The sequence below is a fragment of the Robertmurraya siralis genome (genome assembly GCF_005502275.1).
In the GTDB taxonomy this organism is placed as follows: Bacteria; Bacillota; Bacilli; order Bacillales; family Cytobacillaceae; genus Robertmurraya; species Robertmurraya siralis.
Genome location: NZ_SWLZ01000002.1, coordinates 238,150 through 264,434, shown reverse-complemented (window position 1 = coordinate 264,434; position 26,285 = coordinate 238,150). Strand labels below are relative to the sequence as shown.

At 37.9% G+C, this 26,285-nt stretch carries 26 protein-coding genes; 18 read left to right on the top strand and 8 right to left on the bottom strand.

The features are described from left to right. The first annotated feature begins 233 nt into the window (after window positions 1-233). The 12 genes from FCJ93_RS04230 (at window position 234) to FCJ93_RS04175 (ending at window position 11,739) form a co-directional block, all read left to right on the top strand. Complete coding sequence (locus tag FCJ93_RS04230) at window positions 234-806, top strand: PepSY domain-containing protein (RefSeq protein WP_170211203.1); 573 nt, start codon at window positions 234-236, stop codon at window positions 804-806. Between the two features lie 167 nt (window positions 807-973). After that, a complete protein-coding gene (locus tag FCJ93_RS04225; protein ID WP_095308962.1) occupies window positions 974-1,816 on the top strand; it encodes an aldo/keto reductase in 843 nt (280 codons plus the stop codon). 53 nt (window positions 1,817-1,869) lie between these two features. Continuing rightward, window positions 1,870-2,397 (top strand): GNAT family N-acetyltransferase, encoded by a 528-nt coding sequence (locus FCJ93_RS04220; protein WP_137743003.1) that lies wholly within the window; start codon window positions 1,870-1,872, stop codon window positions 2,395-2,397. A gap of 823 nt (window positions 2,398-3,220) precedes the next feature. Then, entirely contained in the window at window positions 3,221-4,171 is a 951-nt protein-coding gene (locus FCJ93_RS04215) for a sugar kinase (protein ID WP_235879410.1), read from the top strand. A 46-nt stretch (window positions 4,172-4,217) separates the two neighbouring features. Continuing rightward, the gene (locus FCJ93_RS04210) at window positions 4,218-5,573 is read left to right on the top strand and encodes a PTS transporter subunit EIIC (protein ID WP_095308957.1); all 1,356 of its coding nucleotides are present in this window, start codon (window positions 4,218-4,220) and stop codon (window positions 5,571-5,573) included. Between the two features lie 32 nt (window positions 5,574-5,605). Further along, on the top strand, window positions 5,606-7,252 hold the full coding sequence (locus tag FCJ93_RS04205) for a hypothetical protein (RefSeq protein ID WP_137743002.1): 1,647 nt from the start codon (window positions 5,606-5,608) through the stop codon (window positions 7,250-7,252). A 40-nt stretch (window positions 7,253-7,292) separates the two neighbouring features. Continuing rightward, on the top strand, window positions 7,293-7,787 hold the full coding sequence (locus tag FCJ93_RS04200; protein ID WP_095308953.1) for a PTS sugar transporter subunit IIA: 495 nt from the start codon (window positions 7,293-7,295) through the stop codon (window positions 7,785-7,787). A 184-nt stretch (window positions 7,788-7,971) separates the two neighbouring features. Further along, on the top strand, window positions 7,972-8,982 hold the full coding sequence (locus FCJ93_RS04195) for a LacI family DNA-binding transcriptional regulator (RefSeq protein WP_095308951.1): 1,011 nt from the start codon (window positions 7,972-7,974) through the stop codon (window positions 8,980-8,982). Window positions 8,983-9,038: 56 nt separating this feature from the next. Continuing rightward, window positions 9,039-9,665 carry a 3-hexulose-6-phosphate synthase gene (gene hxlA, locus FCJ93_RS04190; RefSeq protein WP_095308949.1) on the top strand — a complete coding sequence of 209 codons (627 nt, stop codon included), beginning with the start codon at window positions 9,039-9,041 and terminating at the stop codon, window positions 9,663-9,665. Between the two features lie 4 nt (window positions 9,666-9,669). After that, window positions 9,670-10,218, top strand: coding sequence for a 6-phospho-3-hexuloisomerase (hxlB, locus tag FCJ93_RS04185; RefSeq protein ID WP_095308947.1), 549 nt, complete (start codon window positions 9,670-9,672; stop codon window positions 10,216-10,218). Between the two features lie 319 nt (window positions 10,219-10,537). Beyond that, window positions 10,538-11,035: a YehS family protein gene (locus FCJ93_RS04180; protein WP_095308945.1), complete on the top strand. Its 498-nt coding sequence runs from the start codon at window positions 10,538-10,540 to the stop codon at window positions 11,033-11,035. A gap of 5 nt (window positions 11,036-11,040) precedes the next feature. After that, window positions 11,041-11,739 (top strand): M48 family metallopeptidase, encoded by a 699-nt coding sequence (locus tag FCJ93_RS04175; protein WP_095308943.1) that lies wholly within the window; start codon window positions 11,041-11,043, stop codon window positions 11,737-11,739. 96 nt (window positions 11,740-11,835) lie between these two features. Here FCJ93_RS04175 and FCJ93_RS04170 read toward each other — a convergent pair whose 3' ends face one another. The 3 genes from FCJ93_RS04170 to FCJ93_RS04160 form a co-directional block, all read right to left on the bottom strand. Beyond that, window positions 11,836-12,777 carry an NAD(P)H-binding protein gene (locus tag FCJ93_RS04170; protein WP_095308941.1) on the bottom strand — a complete coding sequence of 314 codons (942 nt, stop codon included), beginning with the start codon at window positions 12,775-12,777 and terminating at the stop codon, window positions 11,836-11,838. A gap of 84 nt (window positions 12,778-12,861) precedes the next feature. Beyond that, window positions 12,862-13,755, bottom strand: coding sequence for a LysR family transcriptional regulator (locus FCJ93_RS04165; RefSeq protein ID WP_095308934.1), 894 nt, complete (start codon window positions 13,753-13,755; stop codon window positions 12,862-12,864). 112 nt (window positions 13,756-13,867) lie between these two features. Continuing rightward, window positions 13,868-15,451 (bottom strand): bifunctional metallophosphatase/5'-nucleotidase, encoded by a 1,584-nt coding sequence (locus FCJ93_RS04160; RefSeq protein ID WP_137743001.1) that lies wholly within the window; start codon window positions 15,449-15,451, stop codon window positions 13,868-13,870. Window positions 15,452-15,632: 181 nt separating this feature from the next. Here FCJ93_RS04160 and FCJ93_RS04155 point away from each other — a divergent pair, with 181 nt between their 5' ends. From FCJ93_RS04155 to phnE (FCJ93_RS04140), 4 genes are all read left to right on the top strand, one after another. After that, window positions 15,633-16,706, top strand: coding sequence for a phosphate/phosphite/phosphonate ABC transporter substrate-binding protein (locus tag FCJ93_RS04155; protein WP_095308921.1), 1,074 nt, complete (start codon window positions 15,633-15,635; stop codon window positions 16,704-16,706). Between the two features lie 114 nt (window positions 16,707-16,820). Then, window positions 16,821-17,603, top strand: a complete 783-nt coding sequence (phnC, locus tag FCJ93_RS04150) for a phosphonate ABC transporter ATP-binding protein (RefSeq protein ID WP_095308916.1) — start codon at window positions 16,821-16,823, stop codon at window positions 17,601-17,603. Further along, window positions 17,596-18,411, top strand: coding sequence for a phosphonate ABC transporter, permease protein PhnE (phnE, locus tag FCJ93_RS04145; RefSeq protein WP_095308910.1), 816 nt, complete (start codon window positions 17,596-17,598; stop codon window positions 18,409-18,411). The genes phnC and phnE (FCJ93_RS04145) overlap by 8 nt, the downstream gene beginning before the upstream one ends. Before the next feature lie 16 nt (window positions 18,412-18,427). Then, window positions 18,428-19,231 (top strand): phosphonate ABC transporter, permease protein PhnE, encoded by an 804-nt coding sequence (gene phnE / locus FCJ93_RS04140; RefSeq protein ID WP_095308904.1) that lies wholly within the window; start codon window positions 18,428-18,430, stop codon window positions 19,229-19,231. A 294-nt stretch (window positions 19,232-19,525) separates the two neighbouring features. Here phnE (FCJ93_RS04140) and FCJ93_RS04135 read toward each other — a convergent pair whose 3' ends face one another. The 5 genes from FCJ93_RS04135 to FCJ93_RS04115 all read right to left on the bottom strand — a co-directional run bounded on the left by FCJ93_RS04135 (window position 19,526) and on the right by FCJ93_RS04115 (window position 23,877). Next, a complete protein-coding gene (locus tag FCJ93_RS04135) occupies window positions 19,526-20,485 on the bottom strand; it encodes a dimethylarginine dimethylaminohydrolase family protein (protein WP_137743000.1) in 960 nt (319 codons plus the stop codon). A gap of 154 nt (window positions 20,486-20,639) precedes the next feature. Then, window positions 20,640-21,368, bottom strand: a complete 729-nt coding sequence (locus tag FCJ93_RS04130) for an amino acid ABC transporter ATP-binding protein (protein ID WP_095308893.1) — start codon at window positions 21,366-21,368, stop codon at window positions 20,640-20,642. Window positions 21,369-21,389: 21 nt separating this feature from the next. Beyond that, a complete protein-coding gene (locus tag FCJ93_RS04125; protein ID WP_095308888.1) occupies window positions 21,390-22,046 on the bottom strand; it encodes an amino acid ABC transporter permease in 657 nt (218 codons plus the stop codon). Window positions 22,047-22,083: 37 nt separating this feature from the next. After that, window positions 22,084-22,902, bottom strand: a complete 819-nt coding sequence (locus FCJ93_RS04120; protein ID WP_095308883.1) for a transporter substrate-binding domain-containing protein — start codon at window positions 22,900-22,902, stop codon at window positions 22,084-22,086. Window positions 22,903-22,929: 27 nt separating this feature from the next. After that, the gene (locus FCJ93_RS04115; RefSeq protein ID WP_137742999.1) at window positions 22,930-23,877 is read right to left on the bottom strand and encodes a dimethylarginine dimethylaminohydrolase family protein; all 948 of its coding nucleotides are present in this window, start codon (window positions 23,875-23,877) and stop codon (window positions 22,930-22,932) included. A 159-nt stretch (window positions 23,878-24,036) separates the two neighbouring features. On the opposite strand from FCJ93_RS04115, the gene FCJ93_RS04110 reads away from it, so the two are divergent. Further along, window positions 24,037-25,710, top strand: coding sequence for a M20/M25/M40 family metallo-hydrolase (locus tag FCJ93_RS04110; RefSeq protein ID WP_137742998.1), 1,674 nt, complete (start codon window positions 24,037-24,039; stop codon window positions 25,708-25,710). Beyond that, on the top strand, window positions 25,707-26,276 hold the full coding sequence (locus FCJ93_RS04105) for a helix-turn-helix domain-containing protein (protein WP_095308868.1): 570 nt from the start codon (window positions 25,707-25,709) through the stop codon (window positions 26,274-26,276). The genes FCJ93_RS04110 and FCJ93_RS04105 overlap by 4 nt, the downstream gene beginning before the upstream one ends. The last annotated feature ends 9 nt before the right edge of the window (window positions 26,277-26,285 follow it).

The following is a 26,285-nucleotide window of genomic DNA, read 5'->3' as shown; positions in this document are numbered from 1 at the left end:
CATCTCTTTTTTTGTTAGGAGCGAAAAATGCCCGTTTTTCTATGCGAAAAAGAGTGTAGATATGGGTCGGAATTGCCCAATGGTCAGACAACTGAATGAACTCAAGGCATGTCGACCGATAGATGTAATCATAGGCTGTTCATCCTTTTCTCATCAAATTCTCATTTTGCTATCCGTGAATTCTCATTTTGATTGTCTATATTGTAGATATATCAAATAAGGAGGAAACAATGATGAAGAAGAAAATAATTATTTTTGGTGTGGCTGGTTTGTTGTTATTAGGTGGTTCACTAGGTGTAAGTGCAGTCTCTGAACAACAGAGCAATGAAAAATTACAGCCAAATGAAAATCTGCTTTCCATTGATAAAGTGAAGGAAATTGCTGCTGCAGAGGTTAACGGTGTAATTGAAAGTGTGGAGCTAGACAAGAAGCAAGGTCGTTTAACATATGAAGTCGAGATCGATGGAGGATATGGGGATGACGATGATATTGAAGTGTATGTAGATGCGTATTCAGGCGAAGTACTAAAAGTGAAGTATGATGATGACGATAGAATAGTTACCTCAACTGCGAAAGGTACGAAAACGGAATCGGCCCATACAAAAACAATTAACGGAAAAGTACTAACGCAAGAAGAAGCGATTGCTATCGCAACAAAAGATACTCCAGGTAAAGTAGTCGATGTTGAGTATGACGATGGCGAGTATGAAATAGAAATTCACACGGATACGCATGAAGTGGACTTTGAAATTGATGCAAGGACGGGTGTAATTTTGGAAAAAGATATTGATAGACTTGATGATTGATCGTAATTGAAATTTAAAAGCAAACCGTTGGACCTCCATAAAGTAGTTGGCATGCTACTTTATGGAGCTTTTTATTTGAGCGGATTTTTTTCCTCAAGACAAGTGCTGTGATTATTTCAGTGCAGTATGCTATTTTTAAAGTAATCGAAGAAAGGAAGTGTTTGAAAATGAGCAGTCGAATTCCAGAAATAACGCTTAATGATGGTTTGAAAATACCGATAGTAGGTCTTGGTACATACAGTCTTAAAGGGAGTAGTGGTGCTGCTTCAATTCAAAGTGCGATTGAAAAGGGCTATCGACTTCTTGATTCAGCTTATAATTATGAAAATGAAGGAACAGTGGGGGAAGCAGTTAGACGCTGTTCTATTCCAAGATCAGAGCTAAGAATCACCTCCAAATTACCTGGTCGCTATCATGAATACGAAAAGGCAGTCAGTGCTATTCAAGAATCATTATATCGAGCTCAATTAGATTATTATGATTTATACCTTATTCATTGGCCTAATCCTAGTAAAGATCAATACGTAGAGGCATGGCAAGCACTAATAGATGCGAAAAAATGGGGTTTGATCCGCTCAATTGGAGTATGTAATTTTCTCCCAGAGCATATTGAACGATTGGAAAAAGAAACAGGTGTAAAGCCCAGCATCAATCAAATAGAACTGCACCCGTTTTTTAATCAAGCCGAGCAACGAAAATATCATGAGGAAAAAAACATCGCAACCCAGTCTTGGAGTCCTTTTACAAGAGGACTGAAGGATTTAAAAATTGATACACTTCAAGCGATAGCTGATCGCTATAACAAGTCGATTCCTCAAGTGGTGTTGCGTTGGCATTATCAACTTGGAGCCATTTCAATACCGAAATCAGCATCGCCGACAAGGCAACTCGAAAATATTTCTATTTTTGATTTTGTCCTTAATGAAGAAGAAATGGCGAGCATTTCAGCATTATCACACCCAGATGGTAGAATTGCCAATCAAGACCCTGCAGTCTACGAGGAATTTTAAGAGCTAAAAGCAACTTGGCAAAAATTAAATTGACCGTTAAGGGAGGTTTTTGGTTGGAATTTAAAACCGAGAGACTGATAATTAGATTGTTTAACCATAATGACTTAAACGATGTCTTTACCATTTACAATAACGAGGAAACATGTAGATACCTTTTGCATGACAAGTGGACTGCTGAAAATAAGGAGGATGAATTTAATAAAAAGCTGAACAATAATGTCCTCACAAAAGAATCTAGTTTAAGCTTGGCAGTTGTTTTCCATAAAAAGGTTATCGGTGATTTATCTGTATGGTATACAGGGATGAAGGATACAGTTGAAATAGGATATAGCTTTGCCAGTGCAGCATCAGGAAAGGGCTATGCCACTGAAGCGGTGCGTGGTTTAGTGGAAAGATTATTTACTGAATTTAAAGTGCATCGTATCCAAGCCAACCTTGATGCAAGAAATACAGCATCACAAATGTTGTGTGAACGTATAGGCATGCGCAAAGAGGGCCATTTTATTGAGGATTATTGGAATAAAGGTGAGTGGACAGACAGTATTGTGTACGGGATGTTGCGCTCAGACTTAAATTCATAAGTTTAAGCTTAGAGGCCGTTGATTTCCATAAAATCAGTGGCCTCTAAGCTGATGAGAAAGTACTTCATCCATTATAGTGAACTCGCGAATCCAGCTTCAGCCTTGCCTGTCATTTTAACTTTGGCAGCTGTTCCTTATAAAGCTTGCGCAGATTGCTTAATTTTTCTAAGTTTTGCAATGACTGTTCTTCCAAACACTGGCCAATTCCAAGGACTAAAAAAGTTGGCTCGATCATTATGATAGTTTATTTTTTTGAAGTGACTGAAGATTTGCATTACCGTTTTTTTGAGGCGCCTCGTTTAAAAGCAATTGAAAAAGAATAGTACGAGACTAAAATGCAGCACTAAGTTGATCCTAAACCCCCAGGTTTGAACTGCCTCTCAATTGTTAGATAATGTCTAACAATTGGGAGGCAGTTCACTTTTGAGGGTTTTTGCTTGCTTGTTGTTCACTAATTAATAAAAATCGCGAATAAGCAAAACAGCATGTGTGCGAAAAGGGTGTGTTCATGAGGACAAAGAAAGCTAAAAAGAAGCAAATTGTGTCCTCATAAGGGGTTCATGGGGACAAAGAAAGCAGAAAAGAAGCAAAGTTTGTCCTTATAAAGGTTTCATGAGGACAAAAACCTTAGCGAAACGTAAACTATGTCCTCATAAAGTGCCCATGAGGAAAAATTCTGAAATCTTCGGTTGACAAACGCTTACATATAATTTACGATAAGATTACTAAACCGATTTAGTAAACCGATTTATCAAATGGAAGGGGAGAAAAAAGCTATTTTCGATTATTTGCGCAAAAGTATTATAGAATGGAGCGATTTAGTTTGACGAATTTGGATGTAACCACATTTGGTGAAGCAATGGCGATGTTTATTGCAGAAGAACCAGGACCACTACATGAAGTCTCTCGTTATTATAGAGAACTTGCCGGAGCAGAAATTAATGTGGCAATTGGTCTAGCACGCCTTGGATTAAAAAGCGGCTGGGCAAGTAAAGTGGGGGATGATTCATTTGGAAAGTTTGTTATGGAGCGTCTTAAAAATGAAAACGTTGACACTAGTTGTGTTGTAATAGATGATAAATATCCCACTGGCTTCCAAATAAAATCAAAAGTTCTTGTCGGCGATCCAGAAGTACAGTATTTCAGGAAAGGTTCCGCTGCTAGTTATATGAGAAAGGAAGAGTTTAAAGAAAACTTTTTTTTAAATTCAAGTCATGTCCATTTAACAGGAATTCCGTTAGCAATTTCAAAATATGCTAAAGAATTTGCTAGTTGTATTGTTCGCAGTGTATTAAAGAAAAGGATTCCCATCTCGTTTGACCCCAATTTGCGTCCTGCGCTTTGGAATTCAGAACAAGAAATGATTAGTGTTGTAAATGATTTTGCTTTTAAGTCCAATTTTGTTCTTCCAGGATTAAAGGAAGGACGAATTTTAACTGGTTATGAACATCCAAGAGATATTGCCTCTTTCTATTTGGATCAAGGGGTAGAGGCGGTTATCGTTAAATTGGGTGAGAAAGGAACTTTTTATAAGACTAGTCATGAGGAAGGTCAAGTGGATTCTTTTCCTGTAGAGAGAGTAGTCGACACAGTGGGAGCAGGGGATGGGTTTTCAGTTGGATTTATTAGTGCTTTATTCGAAAATTTATCAATCTATGAGTCTGTGAGAAGAGGGAATGCTATTGGAGCATTAGCGGTTCAATCGTATGGAGACTATAATGGTTACCCAACAAAACAGCAATTAGATGATTTTATGGCAATGTATACGAGTTAAACGGTTATTGTGCACTAAATGAGAATAAAGAATGGGAGGGCTAGAGATGAAAGAACAAGTGGTTGCTAGTGAAATTATTAAATATATTGGTGGGAAAGAAAATGTCAAATCAGTTGAGCATTGCGCTACAAGATTAAGACTTGTTTTGGTTGACAAAACAATTATTGATGAGAAAGCAATTGAAAATATTGATGGAGTAAAAGGGCAATTTTTCTCAGCTGGTCAATTTCAAATTATACTCGGTACTGGATTTGTCAATAAAGTGTATGATGCGTTTGTAAATGGTGATTCAAGCTTAGAAAATAATAATAAAGAAGAAGTTTATAAAAACATGAGTCTGTTGGCAAAAATTTCAAGAACTCTTGGCGATGTATTTATCCCGATTATCCCAATACTAGTAGCAACTGGTTTATTTATGGGATTACGGGGATTTATTATGAATTTAGGGGTTGAATTTGATCCAACGTTATTAACATTCACCCAAGTATTAACGGATACTGCATTTGCCTTTTTGCCCGCATTAGTCGGTTATTCAGTAATGAGGAAGTTTGGAGGCTCCCCGGTTATTGGTATTATAATTGGATTAATGTTGGTAGCTCCTCAGCTTCCGAACGCAAATGCTGTTGCACAAGGGGCAGCAGAACCTATCCTATTATCAATTTTTGGCTTATCAATACCCGTGACAGGCTATCAAGGATCTGTACTACCAGCTTTAGTGATTGCTATCTTAGCGGCAAAAACAGAGAAAAAATTAAGAAAAATTGTTCCGGATACATTAGACTTAATCATTACACCATTTTTAACGCTTTTAATTAGTATTGTTAGCGGATTGCTCATCATTGGACCACTAATGCATGTGATAGAAGCTTTTATTCTTGATTCTTTCAAAGTGCTATTAACATTTCCGTTAGGTATTGGTGGGGCCATTATTGGTGCTCTACAACAAGTCATTGTTATTACCGGTGTTCATCATATTTTTAAAGCATTAGAAATCGAATTATTGGCACAAACAGGTGCGAACGCATTTAACGCACTCGTCTCAGGAGCAATTGCGGCTCAAGCAGGGGCAGCATTGGCAGTCGTATTAAAAACGAAGGATAAGAAGAAAAAATCCTTATATATGTCTGCAACCATCCCGGCATTTTTAGGAATTACTGAACCGGCGATCTTTGGAATTAATTTAAGGCTTATTAAGCCATTTGTATTTGGCTGTATCGGTGGAGGAATTGCTGGAATTTTCTCTTCAATCGTTGGTTTAAAAGCAACGGGAATGGCGATAACGGTTATCCCTGGAATGTTATTGTATTTAAATGGTCAGTTGCTCACGTATTTTATCGCGTTGTTGATTGGCTTGGGTGTTGCTTTTACTTTGACATACTTTTTCTATAAATCTGAAGAATAATCATCCAATTATTTGCCGGGAGGGAGAAAATAATGGTTCGTTTATATAATAATTTAGAACTGCCGGAGCAATGGCCACCGAAGTATGAGGAGAAAACATTGGACAAGCCTTTAGAAGTTCCTTATCTAAAAGAAAAACAGGATATTGTCAATATTGAGATCGGCAGACAATTATTTGTGGATGACTTTTTGATTGAAGAGAGTAATTTATCGAGGGAATTTCATCAACCTAAAGTATGCGAGAAACCAATCTTCGAACCGAAGACTCCTTTGGAAATGAATGGTGGCTATTATCCTTGTGCATGTCCATTTAATGATGGGATTTTTTACGATGATGAGGATAATAAGTTTAAAATGTGGTATCATGCCGGTTGGTTTAATGGTGTAGGTTATGCAGAAAGTGAAGATGGTCTGAATTGGAAAAGGTTAAAGGAATTATATCCAGAGCGGGAATCGGAGAGCGTCCTTCCCCATGAATTTGGAACGATTAGAGATGGGGCAGCAGTCTGGATTGATTATCATGCAACAAATCGCAATGAAAGGTATAAAATGTTTGTCTTTCTGCGTAAATTTGACTTTGAGATTAAGTATTATCATGAAAAACCAAAGCATGCACACGATGATCCTGATTCAATCCCGCCAGAGGAAAAAGGAGTATTGTTCCAATCAGCTAACGGTATTGATTGGGAGGAATGTGGCACAGTAGGACATTGTGGGGATAATACGGGCTTTTATTATAATCCCTTCACTAACAAATGGACTTTCAGCTTGAGAACATTTTCTTCTCTAGATCGAAGAATTAGAACTAGAGGGTATTATGAAACCGATCACTTTATTAAAGGTACGAAGTGGACCGAGGATGATATTGTTTTTTGGACAAGAACAGATATTTATGATCGACCTGATAAAGATATGGGGTATTATACACAGCTTTATGATGTTAGTGCTACGCCGTATGAAAGCTTGATGCTAGGTGTCTTCAGCGTTTTCATGGGGCCTCCTAATGATATAAGTGGAAAAAAAGGAACTCCGAAAATTAACGATCTGAAGTTAGCCTATAGTAGAGATGGCTTTCATTGGCATAGACCTTCATATGAAAATTTCATTTCCTCTTCTCGAAAAGAGGGTAGTTGGAATTATGGATATGCCCATCCTGTAAATGGTTTATGTCTAGTTGTAGAGGATGAAATCTATTTTTATTTTTCCTGTTTTTCAGGAGTATCTCCTAAATTAGGTTCTCACAAATATGCAGGAGGGAATTTAGGCTTTGCAAAGCTTAGAAGAGATGGGTTTGTTTCTTTAAGTGATAAAGGGAACGGAGGAGAACTGTTAACTACAAAACTCCAGTTTGATGGTAATCATTTATTTGTTAATGTTGCTTGTGAAGCTGGATCTGTTTGTGCAGAGATACTTGATGAACATTCGAATGTTATAGAAGGATACAGTAAAGCAGACTGTATTCCAGTAACAGGAGATAGTACAAAGGTTCAAATAAAATGGAAAAATAAGAACCTCGAGGCATTAAAAAATAAAATAATAAAAATTCGTTTCTATCTAGATAATGCTAGAATTTACTCCTTCTGGATTGCTGAGGGTGAAGAGGGCCACAGTAAAGGGTTTATGGCAGCAGGTGGTCCGGGTTTTCATGAAGGCCGAGATGTGAGCAAAACAGAGAAATGAACTTGATAAAGAGAGTAGAACGGAAGAAAAGAGGATTTACATGTTTAAACAAATGTTTGGTATGAGAAAAGTGAAAATAATAGAGGAAATTATTTATCGACCATTATCAGGCACTTTGTTAAAGCTTGAGGAAGTACCGGACCCAACTTTTTCAAAAAAGATGCTTGGGGAAGGGGTGGCCATTGAACCGAGTGAAGGTCGCGTATCATCTCCGGTTGATGGAGTAATCATTCATGTGTTTCCAACCAAACATGCAATAGGAATTCGCTCAGATAGTGGGTTAGAGCTCCTTATTCATATTGGATTGGAGACGGTTAATATGAAGGGCGAGGGATTTGCGGTTTTGGTAAATGAGGGTGAGCGTGTACAGGTTGGCGATCCCCTAATTGAATTTTCATTGGATTTAATTAAAGAGAAAGCCTCTAGTTGTATAACACCTATTGTCATAACCAATACAGAAAAAATTGACAGCATAGAACATATATCGGGTTTGAAAAATGGAAAAGAAAGGCTGTTTACGGTCATAGTAAAATAGTAAAAAAATACTCTTAGGAGTATTTTTTTCTAATAAGCCGTTATCGCTTTACTGTTTCGAATGACCCCTCTGGATTAATGATTACAATGTTAAAGTTATCAGTTTTATATTTTTCGAAAAACTGGAATTAAACTAACATAATAGATACAATTTATGTAGTCATTTATAAAAAGAGGGTAATTTAATGAAAAAAGTAACGATGGCAGATGTAGCAAAAAAAGCAGGTGTATCTAAAAGTACCGTTTCTCAATTTTTGAATAAACGTTTTGAATATATGAGTGTAGAAACACGGGAAAAAATTGCAAAGGCGATCGAACAGCTTGGATACAAGCCAAATTATTTAGCAAGGAGTCTAAAACAAAAGCGTACATCAATGATCGGAATCATTGTGGCAAATATTGTACATCATTTTTCAACTGAAGTAAGTAGAGCCATAGAGGATTTTTTTATTGAACATGATATTCATGCTATTTTATGCAATGCAGACAATGATCCTAAAAAGGAAAGAAGATATATCGAAATGCTACAGGCAAAACAGGTAGATGGTTTAATTATTTTCCCAACTGAACAAAATCTTGATTTGTACAAGAATTTAGTTGAATCAGGCTATCCTGTTGTTTTTATGGATCGAAAAGTCGATGATGTTAATATACCATCTGTAAAAGTAAATAATTCTGAGGCGACAGAAGCGATTATTCAGCACTTTATTGAATACGGACATGAAAGAATTTCGATTGTGACTCAACCTTTAACCATATCAACTAGAATTGAACGGGTTAATGGATATAGAAAAGCGATTAAAGAAAATGAGATGGAATTAAATGAAGATTTTATTATTCGCGCTGAGACAAAAGATATTAATAGTCAACTTAAGTTGCTTTTCGCAAAGAAAAATCCACCAACTGCATTGATCGCTGGAAACGATTTGGTTTTTTTGGAAATTCTTGAGTTCGCAAAGGAAAACGGGCTAAAGATTGGAATTGACTTTTCTTTAGCTGTTTTTGATAATATTCCGTTCGCACACTTAGTGACACCGGCAGTTACAACCATTGCTCAGCCTTCATATGAAATGGGTGAAAAAGCTGCTCAAATGCTATTATCCCTTATAGAAAAGGAAAATTCAGAGTTACAGGATGTTGTATATAATTGTCAATTATTAATTAGAGATTCCTCTAGAATAGTTAGAACAAAATAGTTTGAAAGCTGTCTAATTTATAGACGTTATAAATCGGTTTGGTTAGAGGTGTAAATATGGATATTCAATTGGCACTGGATCGAGTAACGATAGAGGATGCACTAGCCATAGTCAAAGAAACAGAGGAGTATATTGATTTAATTGAAGTGGGAACTTCTTTAATCAAAGAGTACGGTATAGAGAGTGTTCGGAAAATAAAAAATGCATATCCCCATAAGCGAGTTGTTGCGGATATTAAGACAATAGATAATGCCGAGTACGAATTTAATTTATGTTTTGATGCGGGTGCAGATATAGCTACTGTTATGGGAGTATCCTCTATAGAGACTATAAAAAAGTGTTTGCAAATAACAAATAAAAAACAAAAGATAGTCATGGTGGATTTATTGAATACCACGGAAAATAAAAGAAACCAATTATTTTCATTAAGTAATCCAAATGTGATTTTCTGTGATCATTTAAGTAAAGATGAACAAGAAATATCGGGAAAAAGAAATACATTTTCTCATTTGGATAACGTTTGGTCGATTCGCTATGCTGTTGCGGGAGGAATTACCACAGATTCTGTAGATCAGCTAGTTGATAAAAAACTGGAAATTGCGATTATTGGATCAGCGATTACGAATTCCTCTAAACCAGAAAAAACTGCCAAAAGATTTAAAGAACTCTTAAAGGGGCTTTGACAGAATGAAAACGATCCAATTAATTTTAGATGAAATACAAGGTGTTATGACGAATGTAGATGAACATTCACTAGAAAAGCTTGCAGCTTTTTTGGCAAAGGGTAAAAGGATCTTTGTCATAGGCGAAGGAAGATCTGGTTTGATGGCTAAATCATTTGCGATGAGATTAATGCACTTAGGAGCAAATGCCTTTGTGGTTGGAGAAACAACAACACCATCGATTGAAGCGGAGGATATCCTGGTTGCTGTTTCTGGTTCAGGGAAAACAAAAAGTGCTGTGTGGACCGCGGAAAAAGCAAGTTCTTTAGGGTGTGAAGTGGTTGCTATTACAACTGCTCCCAATTCAGAGCTTGCATTGCATGCATCATTTGTAGTGAACGTCCCGGCTGTGACAAAGTATCGCACAAATGATGATGTAGAATCAATTCAGCCACTGGGCTCGCTATTTGACCAAAGTGTTCATATTATATTGGATGTTGTTTGCTACTTATATTCAAAGATAACTCAAGCTGATGAAGATGAGACATTTAATAGGCATAGCAATCTTGAATAAAAATAACCTACAATATAGTACCTTTTTCGATTGTGTATAAAAAACGTGTATGTCGTCAGTTTATGGAGTTAGATATTTTTACTGATACTCATGCAGGATAGTAACATCTTTGAAAAGGATGTTGAGATGACGAACAATAAATTATAAAAAAGCTTGCATATAGCAGGCTTTTTTACGTTGTTGCCGCTTACAAGGAATAATGAAATATGGATTATATCACTAAAAAGTATTATATTTAACAAGAAATAAATGAGGGCGACAAAGAACGCAAACATGGAAATCAGTGTTTTGGAACTGATGCCGAAAAGGAGGTTCAATAATGGATAATAACGATATATTAATTCGTTTGAGATTTGCGATGGATTTAAAAAACAAAGAAATGGCAGAAATTTTTAAACTGGGTGGAATGAGTGTAACCGTTCCAGAGGTCGTCAAGATTTTAACGAGAACAGACGATTTTGCAGAAGCAAGTGAAGAGCATATTGAATGTGATAACCGTATGTTGGATTCATTTCTTAATGGCTTCATTATTTTTAAAAGGGGAAAACAAGAACCAAAACCTGGTCAGCCTGTAAAGGAAGAGACCCCGATTCGTAACCATACGAATATGAATAATCTTTTATTAAAGAAAGTGAAAATTGCTTTAGCATTAACGACCGAGGAGATGCTGGATATTTTCGATGAAGGAGGAATTAGGGTGACGAAAGGAGAACTTGGAGCTTTATTGAGAAAAGAAGGACATAAAAATTATAAGCAATGTGGAGATAATTTTGCGAGGAAATTTTTAAGAGGGTTGACTGTTCGATATAGGGGATAAATTATATGATATATACGCACTTAGGTGAATCGATTTATATTGAAATTAAATACAAGAATCGTCCATCGATCGCCATCAAAATGGATGGGTATGGAGCGGTGGAAGTCCATGCACCAAAGGGGACATCTGATGAGAAAGTGCGTCAGGTAATAAAGGAGCATTGGGACACGATTCAAGGGAAAAGAAGGGAGATGGAGTCCCGGCTTCGCGGACAAGAAGAAAAGACTAATGAGTATGGAGAAAGTTTTCTTTATCTAGGCAATTCCTATCCGATTCAAATCTTTGAAGATATGAATGAACGGGTCGAGTTTAAGGAAGAGAAACTACATATTTACGTGAAGCAGCGTGATGCAGAGAAAATTAAGCAAGCTCTAAAACGATTTTACTACCAACAATGCAAAGCTTTAGTGGAAAAAAGTATTGCCGTTTATCAAGGTAACTTCCAAACAAAGCCACGGTCTATTCAAATCACGGACAGTAAAAAAACATGGGGAACGTGCGATTCCAATCGCAGGCTAACCTTTAACTGGAGGCTGGCAATGGCGCCGCGAGCGGTAATCAACTATGTGGTTGTCCACGAGATGTGTCATATGGTTCACCTTAACCATGACCGCTCCTTTTGGCGACTTGTTGGGAAAATCATGCCTGATTATAAGGAAAAAGAAAATTGGTTGCACTTGTCAAGTTGGAGGATGACAGTTTAATCATTAAGATCACCTTTGCTTCGGAATGAACAGAGGAGCATCCATCGGTTTTATAAATGACTCCCCGAAAGTAAAAGCTTTTGGGGAGTCATTATGTTAATTATCTTTTGAATGGCGCTCTCCAACTTGAAAATCATCAGAGTGCTCAAACATGTATTTAACCGTTATTGGTTGTTGACCTGTAAGCTTTACAAAGTCATCGGTAAATTGATCCATTTTCCCTAGGCGAATGGCTTGTGCGAAAGTAACCATGCCTTCAGAAGAGAACGGGGCTTCTGAGTCTTCTTTAAAGATACCGTCAGTTGTTCGCGGCACGCCCATCGCATCAAAAATAAGATAGTTTTCTTCATCAGTAATTTCTTGATAACTGATATTGTGGCCAGTAACTTCATTACCGACGGCAACAAACTCAGTAATGGTTAATAATTCTGGACCATTAATATTTAAAATCGCTTCATGATAATCGTTAGTTGCGAGGGCATGGGCAACTGCTTTAGCGCAGTCCTTTCGAGAAATATAGGCCATTTTTCCATCGCCTTGGCTGTTTTTCAATACTCCATCTGTCTTGACGAAGGTGAAGTAGTTTGTAATCATTGCTTCTGCATATTGGGAATTACGAAGAAAAATGAAATCTAGGCCAACGCTTTTAATATAGTTTTCTGTATAGGCATGATCGATTTTTTCAACACTTGGATTGGTGTCATCTGTCGCGTTTACTAATGATGTATAAATAATTTGCTTGACTCCTGCCGCTTTGGCGGCATCGACGACATTCTTATGCGCCTTTTGCCGTTTTACCCCTACAAATGGCATAGAGATTAAAGCAATTTTATCAGCTCCGGCAAATGCTTCAGCAAGACCGTCAAGTTTATTAAAATTGGTTACATGTGTATCAATACCTTGCTCTTCATATTGCTTTAATGATGACGGGTCATAACCACAAAAGATTACTTGATCCTTATCTACTAAGTCTAATAAATAGGCTGCGGCCTGCTTACCGAGATTTCCATCGACGCCAGTTAATAATAGTTTACCCATCTTCCACACACTCCTTTTTAAATCTCCTTACAATTATATAGTATGTGAAATATTGAGCAAAGTCTAATAGAAAAAGCGCATTCCCTATTGGGAAAACGAATCATACATTTGCTGGAGAAATGGTTGCAAGGCAGGATTGCGATTATCCTTTAAATAGCCTATCTCGATTTTAAATGTATGGTGAGAATCCTCTATTGGGATTAATCGAACTTCTTCAGTGGCATAAGGTAGTTGATAATTATCTGGAAAGAAGCCAATTAAATTTTCGGTTATAATATGGAAAAGCTCTGTTTCGACATCATCAACCGTTCGTATAATATGGGGTTCATACCCATCCTGTAATGCATGTTGAAGCATTAAATGATAGGAATCACCAATTGCCGCTGGACTTAACATCACGAGTGGGTAATGATAGAGTTCCTCTTTTGAGATAGATGTGTACTGGAACAGAGGGTGTTGATGACTTAAAACGGCACAATACTGCCCTTGATAGATTGGATAGGTTTGTATATCATTCTTCCCTTTAAAAGCGGAGTCAAAAGCGATGGCGATGTCAAAGGTCCCCTTTTTCAAAAAATCGGAAATATCCTTCAACAGCACTTTATTTAATTCCAGTTCAATATTGGGGTAATTTTCTTTAAAAGAAGGAATGAACTTTAATAAACTTTCCATATCGGTGATAGCTGAATATTCAATGGATAGCATATGTTTCTTTTCTTTGTGATAATAGGCCATCTTCGTTTTCATATGATTAAACTGCTTCCAAATAGAAAGGGCTTCACTGTAAAACAACCAACCAGCTTCTGTCGGTTCTATCGGAATCTGTTTTCGATCAATTAGTTGCGTGTTGAATTCTTTTTCAAGTGATGCGATTTGTTGACTTATTGTTGTTTGTGAGACAAAATTCTTCTTTGCGGTTTCAGTAAAATTTTTGCACTCAACTAGATCGATGAAGTATTTTATCTTTTCAATATTCATTACGAATCTCCCTTTCATCCTGTTCCTATTGAGTCACGTAATATTTTGCCCTCTCAGTCAGGTGCGTAATAAAAAAGGCATTTGGAAAACAACTCCGAAATGCCATTATGTTTTAGGAAATTACTTTCCAATTATGATCGCAGCTAGCTGCAACGGTTTTTCTTTTTAAAAAATAGTCGGCAAGTATCTCTGTCATATCTGTTTGAATTTCTTTTATAACAGGTCTGTCTTTAAACATTTCGAAGTCGCCGCCTCCCCCAGCACGGTAGTTATTCATGACAACTTCATATTGTCCGCTTAGATTAAGCGGTTCGCCATTACGAGTAAGTGATTGAACACGTGAGCCAATAGGCTTTGAAATGTTTAAAACGTATTCAATTCCCTCCCACATATCGTAATTGTAATGCTGAGGTTTTGGTTCAATATAAGAAGGATTAACAGCAATCTCTTGCTTATCATTTAAAGTAAAATAGGAAGCGCATTTTTCCAAAGCATCCTTAATATCTTGACCAGAAATACGAATTACTTTCAAGGTGTTTGGATAAATATAGTTGGAAACAATATCTCTCATCGTCACGTGCTCGGGAAAACCTGGTGACTCATTATGAAATAGAGCTGTATTGGAAATATCGACACCAGCCGCATCCATTTGTACTTTGTTGATAAATTCAATCAGTGGATGATCGCCGGTTCTCACAAGAAATGGGTCTGAGATCGTCATATCGCCCACAATTTCACCAATCGGTTGATCGAGCCAGCTTTGCGTTTCTTGTTCAAACTCTTCTGCCAATGCTAGCACCTCTTTTTCAGCAGGGGTAGACTCACTGACCTTTATTAATTCAGCAGACTTGCTGACGATTTGCCATTTTTCATTATCATGCTTAAATTGAAGGACGACCTTCCCTAAAGCTTGACCATTAAACCCAGGCTGTACGATTGTTACCCCATTTAATTCAGTAGCGATCGTGCGATGCTGATGGCCTGTTAAGAGAACATCAATGCCTTCGATTTCTTGGCAAATTTCATAACCTTGATTTTCTCCTGTCAAAGACTCCGTTGCTTCCCCGCTGATTATATCTCTTTCAAAACCACCGTGATAGGAAACAACAAGTAGATCAAATCTTTCGTTTTCTTTTAAAAACCGAACCCATTTTTTTAAACTTTCAAATGTATCTATAAACAGTAAGCCTTCAATATGATTCGGATTTTCCCAATTTGGAATGTAATGGGTAGTAACTCCTAAAACAGCTACTCTTAATCCATTGGGGAATTCTTTTATAAAATAGGGAGGGCCAAATACGGGTTTATTATTTTCTTCCGCGATGATACTGGCTGATAGCCAAGGAAAATGAGATTGCTGCACAGCTTCTTTTAGCAACTTCATTCCATAATTAAATTCATGATTGCCAATGACAGCCGCATCATATTTGAGGTGATTTAAGATGCTGATCAGCGGATTTCTTTTATTAGAAAGAAATTTTGCGTAATGATAGGTTAATGGAGTTCCTTGGATAACGTCTCCATTATCGATGAGCAGCGTATAATCGAATTTTTCCTTTTCTTCATTAACAAGATGGGCAATTTTTGCAAAGCCTGAGTTTGATTTCTTTTGATTGCCATAATTTATCGGGAATATATTACCGTGGATGTCGCTTGTCTCAAGTATAACCAATTCACACGATTCATTCATTTTCATTTAAAACGGTCCTTTTCATTTATTTCTTAGTTCATTATATCTCCAAAAAACAAAAAACGACAAGAAACTTCGAAAGATAACAACTTTTACAAATACTTTACATAGTTTAATATTATTTATGCTATACTTTTTCTTGCAAGTGGTTTGAATCAAAATTAGTGAAACGATGGGGGAAAAATGAATGAGAAACAAACTGAGATTTTTAATTGGACTAGCTTTGCTTATGGCAATCATTGCGGGCTGTAGTTCAAACAATGAAACGGAGAGCAATGAAGGGAACACGGATGGTGATTCCGAGGCAGTTTCAGAAAATACTAGTATTGATACACTCAAAGTAAGTTTCGTACCGTCACGTGATCCAGAAGAAATTGTAACAGCGACTGAACCACTCAAAGAGCTTTTAAAAGAAGAGCTGGGCAATCTTGGCTATGATGTAAAAAATGTAGATATTAATGTTGGTACAACATATGAAGCTGTTGGAGAAGCTCTTTCAGCAGGTACCACGGATGTCGGGTTAATTCCAGGTGGAACGTATGTATTATATGATGATGGTGCTGAAGTGGTTTTAACTGCAACGCGTGCCGCTTTATCAAATGACTCCGAAAATCCAAAGGATTGGAATGAGAATAAGCCAACGGAAGGGTTGGAAGATAAGCAAGCAACTTACTATCGCAGTATTATCATTGCGGGTCCTTCTAAAAAAGGACAAGAGCTTGCAGAAAAGGTAAACAATGGTGAAGAGTTAACTTGGGAAGATTTAAAGACTGCTAGATGGTCTGTACAATCAACGTCTTCATCGGCTGGATATATTTATCCGACTTTATGGTTACAAGATAAGTTCGGCAAGAGCATTACAGATATAGACAATGCTGTTCAGTCGAATGGATATGGTGACTCATTTGCGAAATTAGCAGCAGAACAAGTGGATATTGTTGTTGGATACGCAGATGCACGACGCGACAATGTTGATAAATGGACAACTGATTTCGCACGTGAAGCGACAATCTGGGACGAGACTAATGTAATTGGTGTGACACAACCGATTTTTAACGATACGGTTTCCATAAGTAAAAACTCTGAAATCATGACAGATGACTTAAAAGCGGCAATTCAAGATGCATTCATCAACATCGCTCAAACAGAAGCAGGAAAAGAAGTAATTGCTATTTACAGTCATGAAGGCTATCAAAAAGCAGAAGGCTCTAATTACGATGGCGAAAGAGATGCACAAGAATTTCTAAAGAATTTAAAATAGTAAACTGCGATGAGTGAGAGGTTATATACATGTGAGAACATCATATTTAAGGATGTTCTCACTTTTTCACGTTTATGATGAATGTGAGACATTTCAAAGAATGGAGAATTACCCATGATAGAGTTTATTAATGTTGAAAAGGTTTACCCAAATGGAACAAAAGCATTGGAAAATATCAACTTAAAAATTGATCAAGGTGAATTCGTTGCGGTTATTGGCTTGTCCGGTGCAGGAAAGTCTACCCTGATTCGTTGTATTAATCGCATGCATGATATAACAGATGGCAAACTGTATGTAGATGAAACGAATGTCTCTAATCTAAAAGGGAAACAAATTCGCCGTTTTCGTAGAAGGATCGGGATGATCTTTCAATCTTTTAATCTTGTTACGAGAACAACCGTCCTTAAAAATGTTCTCGTCTCCTTTGTTCCAGATAATCCGTTATGGCGCAAGATAACCGGACTTTATACACAGGAACAAAAAAGGAAGGCTCTTGAGGCGTTAGATAAAGTAGGCATTCTTGACAAGGCGTATGTTCGTGTCGATCAATTATCAGGCGGACAACAACAGCGTGTAGCCTTGGCTCGTACATTGGCTCAGAATCCTGACATTATTTTAGCGGACGAACCGATTGCTTCGTTAGATCCGGTAACATCAAAGCTAGTGATGGATGATTTTAAGAGAATCAATCAAGAGTTGAATATCTCTGTTATCATGAATATTCACCATGTTGAAGTAGCGCTTGAGTATGCCGATCGCATCATTGGCATTCGAAAAGGAGAAGTCGTTTTTGATGGTGAATCCGCAAAGGTTACGGATGAGATTCTCCACGAAATTTATAGTGGCAACATTGAAGAATTGAAAGCTGCGTTAGAGGAGAGTCATGCACATGTATGATAAAATTTTTCCTCCGAAAAAAATTGAGTTATCGAATGGCAGAGTCGTATTAGAAAAAAGATCTCGTACCCCGCTCATTCTGCTCATTGTCATGATTGCGGTTTACTACTCTGCTCAAGTAACAGGCTTTAGTTTTGAAGTTCTATTTAAACGTATTTCTGAGTTTTTTATCATTATTAAAGAGATGCTTAAGCCGAACTGGGGTTATATTGATGGTATTTGGCCGGAACTGATGTCGACACTTAAGATGTCTTTATTTGGGTCTGTTGCAGGGGCATTGATTGCATTGCCTGCTGCTTTACTTGCCTCTGCAAATATTATAAAAAATAGGGTTATTGTAGCGGTATGTAAGACCGTTCTTAGTTTACTTAGGACAATGCCAACACTTGTAACAGCATTAATTGCAACATATGTTTTTGATTTGCCTGCAACAGCAGGGACGGTTGCTATTTTTCTGTTCACGATTTCCTATGTGGGAAAATTAATGTATGAAGCGATTGAAAATGTCGATATGGGAGCATTTGAAGCGATGGAATCAATTGGTATGACGAGAATTGAAGCATTTCGTTATGCAATCATACCGCAAATATTGCCTGGCTATCTCTCCACATCTCTGTTTTGTTTTGAGGGAAATGTTCGATACGCAGCCATTCTTGGTTATGTTGGAGCAGGAGGAATTGGCAAATTGATTAATGAAACGATCGGCTGGCGCGATTATTCAAGTCTAGGGATGATCGTCTTAATGTTAGTCATTACCGTTTACACGATTGAGACCATTAGTGAGCACTTTAGGAAAAAGTTAATTTAAAGGAGTAGTTCGGGGTATGACGACAATAGAAAAACAGTTATTGCAAGCACCTCGCAATCATCGTTACGTCCTTACAGTTGTGGCAATCGTGGTGATTTTGCTGGCGTGGTCTGTAACTGAATTTAGTCTTAAATTGGACAGTAATGGCATGAAGATTGCCTCTAATATAGTTGGTGGACTTTTAAACCCAGATTTAGACTTTTTGTTTAATCTTTCAGATAAAGGCGTTATCTATTTATTGTGGGAAACTTTTGCGATTGCGCTATTAGGAACAATCGTGGGGGCTATTTTAGCGGTGCCATTGGCGTTTTTGGCTGCCTCCAACATTGTTCCAAAGCCAATCTCTTGGATAATTCGTTTATTGTTAATTTTCATTCGTACTGTTCCTGCGCTAGTGTATGGCTTGATGTTTATCAGGGTGACTGGGCCGGGACCTTTTGCAGGTGTATTAACAATAGGTATTACTTCCATCGGGATGCTAGCTAAATTATACGTCGATGCGATTGAAGAATTAGATGTGAAAGTGTTGGAATCAATGACTTCTATCGGCTGTACAACATTCGAAAAAATCCGTTACGGCATTATTCCGCAGTTGGCATCGATCTTTTTATCGGTTATGATCTACCGTTTTGATATGAATATGCGTGAAGCGGCTATTCTTGGTTTGGTTGGAGCGGGTGGAATCGGGGCTCCACTCATTTTTGCGATGCAAGGCTATAAATGGGAGCAAGTAGGATCTATTTTAATCGGTTTAGTAATCCTCATTCTGATTATTGAGTTTATCTCGAATAAGCTTCGCTCAAAACTTGTAAATGGATAGGTAATAAAAAAGGCATTTGGGAAGTGGTTTTTGTACTTCCAAATGCCTTCTTTATAAGTTCATCCATACTGTTGATAAAATATTTTTCGGGGCTTATTTCGTTAGAGCCTTGACTTCACACGAAATGAACAAAAATCAACACCCGCTTATTACAAAGCCAAGTTTTAACTCCAAAAATGTTTGGTGTAAGCAGCTTGTCTCCTTGAAATGTCAGCCCATAAGCTAAGTCAGTACCCTGATTTTTCTTTACTTGGTGGCAACAGGCTTTTGGTTAAAGGGAACGATTTTTCTTCATTATGGCTTTAGCGGATCTCGATTGAGAAAAGCGGTTGTACAGTGGATCGCACCCCAGCCGTTTAATAACTCATCAAGTACCACTTCAACGACTTCAATTCCATTTTGCTCTAATAGCTGCTTTGTATAAGGATTATTCGCCACCATGACGACTTTTCCCGGTTCAAGGGCTACAAAGTTCAAGCCCATTCCCAGCTTAAGTTCGTCAATATTGGTAAATTCAATTAGTTCGATTCCGAGATCGAGCAGTTGTTTCGCACAATCATAGGTTACATGCCATGGGAAAATCACAAGCTTGTTCTTATCTACCATATTCATATAACCGTCTAGGTGGATGGAACCGTATGGAATTTGCGTGCGGATAATATTTTTCACGCCAATGTTGCGCAGCTCGGTTTCTACTTGACATGCGCCTGATTCGTTTGTACGGCTTCCGGTGCCGATAATGACAGTTTCACGGTTAATCCACATGGCACTTGCCCCTTCAAAATAACCATCGCCATTAATCGTTTTGATGATTGGGACGCCTAATGAAGCAAGTGTCTTGGCAACTGCCTTTTCTTCGCCGCGCCTGGCTGGAATGGCAGGTCGACATACGATTGCTCCTTCCGGTGTCATAAACATTAAATCACGCATAAACATGGCGTTAGGTCGATCTGTACGCTGTCCCTCGATATAATGAACTTCTACACCATGTGTGCGATAAACATTAGCTAAGTCATCATGCTGTTTTCGTGCTCTTTCCGGATTGATAGGGGCTCGAAAACGAAAATCATGAAAGTTTTCCGAGGTGATTCCTTCTATTTCCTTTCCTGGTCGATGCATTAAAACAGCTCTAAGTTTTCCTACCTCTGAATCACAATACCAATTTCCCCAAAGTTCTTTTATTTCATTAGAAAAGGGTTGTTCTGATGGAAACCACCGTTCACCTTGGACAGTGACTTTTTGTGTAACTGGCATTTTATCGCCTCTCTTATCAATGAATTTAAATGATGAAAAATTAATTAATTAAATTGTCGAAAATGCATATCCTCTTCAGTGTGATGACTTCTCTGCAAGCTTTGCACCGAATTGTGAGTTAACCGTATTTAACCGGACTGCCGGGTTTTGGACATTAATGATTTAATACTTTTGATAGAAAGCTTTTAGCTCTTTCCGAGTCGGGATTTGTGAAAAACTTGTCTGGCGGAGAAACCTCAACGATTTTTCCATCGGCCATGAAAACAATTTGATCGCACATTTCCCGTGCAAATCCCATTTCATGTGTAACGACAATCATGGTCATTCCAGACTTCGCCAAGCCTCGAATCGCATCCAGCACTTCTTTAATCATTTCTGGATCGAGAGCAGAGGTTGGTTCATCAAATAACATGACCTTTGGATCCATAGCGAGAGCACGGGCAATTGCAACCCTTTGTTGCTGCCCTCCGGAAAGCTGAGATGGATAGGAATTGATTTTATCGCCAAGCCCCAGCGATTCCAACAGTTGTTTTCCTTTTTCTTGTGCCTCCTGTTTCCCCATTTTCTTTACGTTGATAGGTGCAATGGTGACATTATCCAGAGCGCTAAGAAATGGGTATAAATTAAATGATTGGAAAACGAACCCAATCTCTGTACGCACCTTGTTAATATCTGTTTGCTTATGATGGATGGAGCTTCCATCCACAATAATTTCACCCTCCTCAATGCCTTCTAAGGCATTGATTGTCCGGATTAGTGTGCTTTTCCCGGCGCCACTTGGGCCGATTAACGCAAAAACGTTTGACTGGGGAATTTCTAAATTAATATCATCAAGAACAATATTATCTCCAAATCGTTTTTGTACATTTTTGATTGAAATCATTTTGCTTCACCTCTTTTTCTGTTAATCATATGAGTTATATTTCTTTTCTAAAAATCGGATGATTTGCGAGAGGGTGAAGGTCATTATGAAATACAATACTGCAACAAATGTCCAAACCTCTATAGAACGAAAGGAAGTGGCAACTAGATTTTTCGCTACTAATGTCAAATCGACTACAGAAATAACGGAAACGAGTGATGAATCTTTAATTAAAATAATAAACTGTGATGCTAAAGGTGGTAATACTTTTCGAAATGCTTGCGGTAAGATTATTAGTCTCATTGCTTGGACATAGGACATTCCTGAAGAACGAGCTGCCTCCATTTGCCCGCGAGGCACTGATTGAATTCCCGCTCTGACAATCTCTGCAACGAATGCTCCGGAAAATGCGGCCAATCCGACAATCGCGGACCAGTATGGCCCAAGCTGCAAAAATCTGCCCATTACAAAGAATATCCAAAAAAGGAGGACAAGGAGTGGAACGCCTCGCATGATTTCAATGTAAGTAGTTGCTAAAAACGAAATGATTTTGTTTTTTGAAATACGGCATAATCCTAATATAATCCCAATTGGAATACTGATGACCAATGCTAGAGCCGAGATCTCCAATGTGAGTAAGATCCCTTCCAAAAATAGGCCCATATTCTGAGGAATGACACTCCAGTCTGGCTGATACATCCATTCTTCCCCCTAGATATCTAAAATTTATAGCTCTCTATTCTTCTTTTACATCATTCATCCAGTCAGCGCTATTAAACCATTTTTCAAAAGACTCCAATTCTGCTGGACTACCTTTATACGACTCTAAAAATGAATTTAACCATTGTACGGTTTCTAAGTCATTATGTCTTACAGCGATACCGAGATTTTCTGCTGAAATTAAATCGTATACACCGCGAACACTATTCGCATTCATTGCTTCATATGTGCGAACACCTGGTTCATCATAGACGATTCCGTCTGCTTGTCCCTGCACTAACGCTAATGAAGCTGCTGGAAAATCTTCGAAATCTACAACTGTCGCTTCTTTAAATAATTGCTTCGCCAATAACGCCCCTGTAGTTCCGAGTGATACAGCGATTTTCTTTCCCGCTTGATCTAAATCCTCCCATGATTTTGTTGTCGTATCACTTTTTGGTAGCATTAATACTTGTCCAGTTGTAAAATAAGGGTTGGCGAAACTGACAGCTAAGGCACGATCACCACGAATAGTCATTCCGGCAATGATCATATCAATTTCACCTGTTTGAAGAGCAGGAATTAATCCATCAAAACCAAATTGTTTAAACTCGACATCAACGTTCAATGCTTCGCCAATGGCCTTGGCCGTATCTACGTCATATCCCATAAACTCCCCATTTAAATCAATCATTTCAAAAGGGAAATAGCCTGGAGCTGTTCCAATGACGAGTTTTTTATTTTTTAAAACATTGTCAATTGTAGATGGAACAGTTTCTCCATTACTAGCTTCCTTCGTACAGCCTGCAAGAATTACAGCAAAAATGATTATGAGAATCATTGATATTTTTTTCATATTATTTCAGCACCTTTTCAGCAAATTTTAGTTAATTGGATCTCGATTTAGAAAAGCAGTCATACAATGAATCGCTCCCCAACCTTTTAATATTTCGCTCATATCCGTTTCAATAACCGTAATGCCGGCAGCTTCCATCTTCGACTTTGTATCTGGACATCCAGCTGGCATAACGATTTTACCAGGTTCGAGGGCAACAAAATTAATAGAAGCTTTTACCTTAATTTCTTCAAGGTCTGTAGCTTCAATAATTGTAAAACCCCTATCTATTAATTGTTTCACGACATCATAAGGTACTTGCCAAGGAAACAATACAGCCGTTTTTTTGTCAGCAATATTGATTAATCCATCAAGATGAGCATGGCCATAGGGGATTTCAAAGCGAATAATATGACTGACGCCCATATTTCTTAATTCTGACTCTACTTGTTCAGCTCCGTTTTTATTCGCTCTAGCTCCCGTGCCGATAATGACCGTTTCACGATCAACCCACATTCCACATGCTCCATCAAACCAACCGTCCCCATTGATCGTTTTTACTATTGGAACACCGAGACGACCAAGTGCTTCCGCTGTAAATCGCTCCTCCCCGCGACGGGCAGAAATTCCGTTGCGACAGACGATCGCACCTTCAGGCGTCATGAATACTTGATCACGCATGAATAGAGAATTCGGTCGATCATCTCTTTGCGTTTCAACATAATGTACATTTACGCCGTGTTGTCGATATATGTTTGCTAGCTCATCATGTTGCTTCTGTGCTTTGGCAACATTCATTGGAGCTTTCCAACGATATATTGAATAATTATTCTCTGAAATGATCTCGATTTCTTTTCCAGGTCTTCTCATTAAAACATCTCTAAGCTTGCCGGTTTCGGAATCGCAATACCAGTCGCCCCAAAGTTTAGGCAATTCGTCTGAGAAGGATTCCTCCGCTGGAAACCACCGTTCTCCCTGAATCGTTACTTTAGTCATTAGCTCCCTCCTACTAATAAATATTAAAAACATTGTAGTTTTTATAAGTATAGTTTATAATTGCCTAAAATGTCTATTAAATTTTGAAAATAATGAATAATTGGAATTGTGCTGGAAATGTTGTATTTTAAACTATATAGTCTTTAAGGAGTAGATATAATGGATTACGTGACATATGTCAGCTCAACAGATATTGAAAGGTTAATCAAACGTCTCGTTCAAGTTCCTAGTATTTCTAATACTGCCGGTGAGGTAGAGATGGCTAACGAAATCTGCAAAATTTTGCTGGAGCTGCCTTATTTTCAAGAAAATCCTGAAAATGTAATGAAAGTTCCGATTGAAGGTGACCCCCTTGGCAGGGAAAATGTAGTTGCGCTTTTTAGAGGGAAGGGGAGTCCTTCTAGTAAAACAGTGGTGCTGTTAAGTCATTTCGATGTAGTCGGGGTCGAGGATTTTGGTAATTTAAAAGAACATGCTTTTGCTCCAGAAGCCTATACGAAGCTATTAAAAAACGAAAGGATTTTTGATCCTGAAGTGGTTGAAGATCTTTCCAGTGGTGAGTGGTTGTTTGCTAGAGGGATTATGGATATGAAGGCAGGTCTTGCGGGACAAATTGCCGTTCTTTCAGCGCTTATGGACGAGGAAAATTTTTCTGGAAATCTGCTTTTAATAGCTTCTCCTGATGAAGAGCGCAATTCTGATGGCATGTTTGCTGTCATTCCTTTTTTAAATACATTAAAAGAAACACATCAGTTGGAATATGAGCTTTGTATATGTTCGGAACCAAGCTTTGCCTCAGAACCAGGGTGCGAGGAAAAGTATATTTATACAGGATCGGTTGGAAAACTGTTGCCTTTAATCATGTGTGTTGGCAAAGAAACGCATGTTGGTGAACCGTTGGAAGGTTTAAATGCAGGTTGGATGGTCGCTGATTTAGTAACGAAAATGGAACTGTCGAACAAGCTAGTAGATAAAAAGGATGAAGAGATCAGCCCCCTGCCAACTTGTTTGAAGGTGACCGATTTAAAAGAGCAATACAATGTCCAAACTCCAAGTGTTGCATATGCCTTATATAATGTCTTGACGCTTCAAAGGACGCCAAACGAGATTGTGGAAACAATTAAGGAGATTGCTTTAGAATCAGCAGCATCGATTCATAAAAAAGTTGTGGAAAAATATCAAACGTATAATTTGGCATTCGATGAAACGAAAGAGAGAGCTTTTCGACCGGCTGTGTTTACCTTTGCTGAGCTGTATGAAAGAGGGCAGAAAGACTATGGAAGTCCGTTTGTTCAATCGTTAGAGAGAATTATAGCCAATCAGCAGGAAAAAGATTTTCGTGAGCAAACAGTGGATATAGCTGTTGAACTGATGAATTACTTTGCCCATGAGGCCCCATTTTATTTAATAATGCTTGCACCGCCGTATTACCCCCATGTGTATTTGAACCATACAACAAAGCAAGAAGAGCGTATTTCAAAAATGGTTGCTTTTATTATTGAAGAAAGCGAAACACAGTTTCAGGAAAAAATTAAAGTAAAACCTTTTTTTAACGGATTATCTGATGTTAGTTATTGTCGAATGCTTAATGATCAAGAATCACTTAGCGCCATCTATGAAAATATGCCATTGCTCGGGAATGGATATAATATCCCGATCGCAGCGATTAGAGAGTTTAATGTTCCCACAATCAACATCGGCCCGTTCGGAAAGGACGCACATAAAAGTACGGAACGTTTAGAAGTTAAATTTTCAACAGAGGTCTTTCCGAAATTGCTTAAAAGGGCCATTAAATTTTATCTCGGTCAAGTGGGAGGTGAAGGTAATAGATGACAGAAAATTCAAATTTTCCATCGACTGTAGTTGGTCAAAAAATTCGTAATATCCGTAAGGAGAAAGGACTTACCATTGAGGAACTAGCTCAAAAAATTGAAGTTAGTCAAAGCATGGTTTCACAAATTGAAAGGGGTCAAGCGAACCCCTCTCTAGATACTTTATGGAAGGTTAGTCATGTTTTAGGAACTCCAATTTTTTCTTTTTTTGAAAATATTGAGCATCGCTCTGTCCAAGTAATAAAAAGAGAACAACAAAAAACAGTGAAAATGTTGCACCCTAATGTGATTTATCGCTTATTAACTCGAAGCTCTTCCCTTCGAAAAATTGAATTTTTTGAACTGCAAGTAGAACCGTTTCATACAGAAAATCTAAAGCAGCTAGCACATAGCGGGGAAGAGTGTGGTTATATCATGAAGGGCGAAATCGTTGTCGCAGTTGAGCATAAGAAGCATCATTTAAAAGTGGGAGATAGTATCTATTTTGATAGTACACTCCCACATAGTTTTTTTAATCCGGGGAATGAAACCGCTATCGCTATTTGGGCGATGACTGGGAAAAAATAGAGGGAGAGT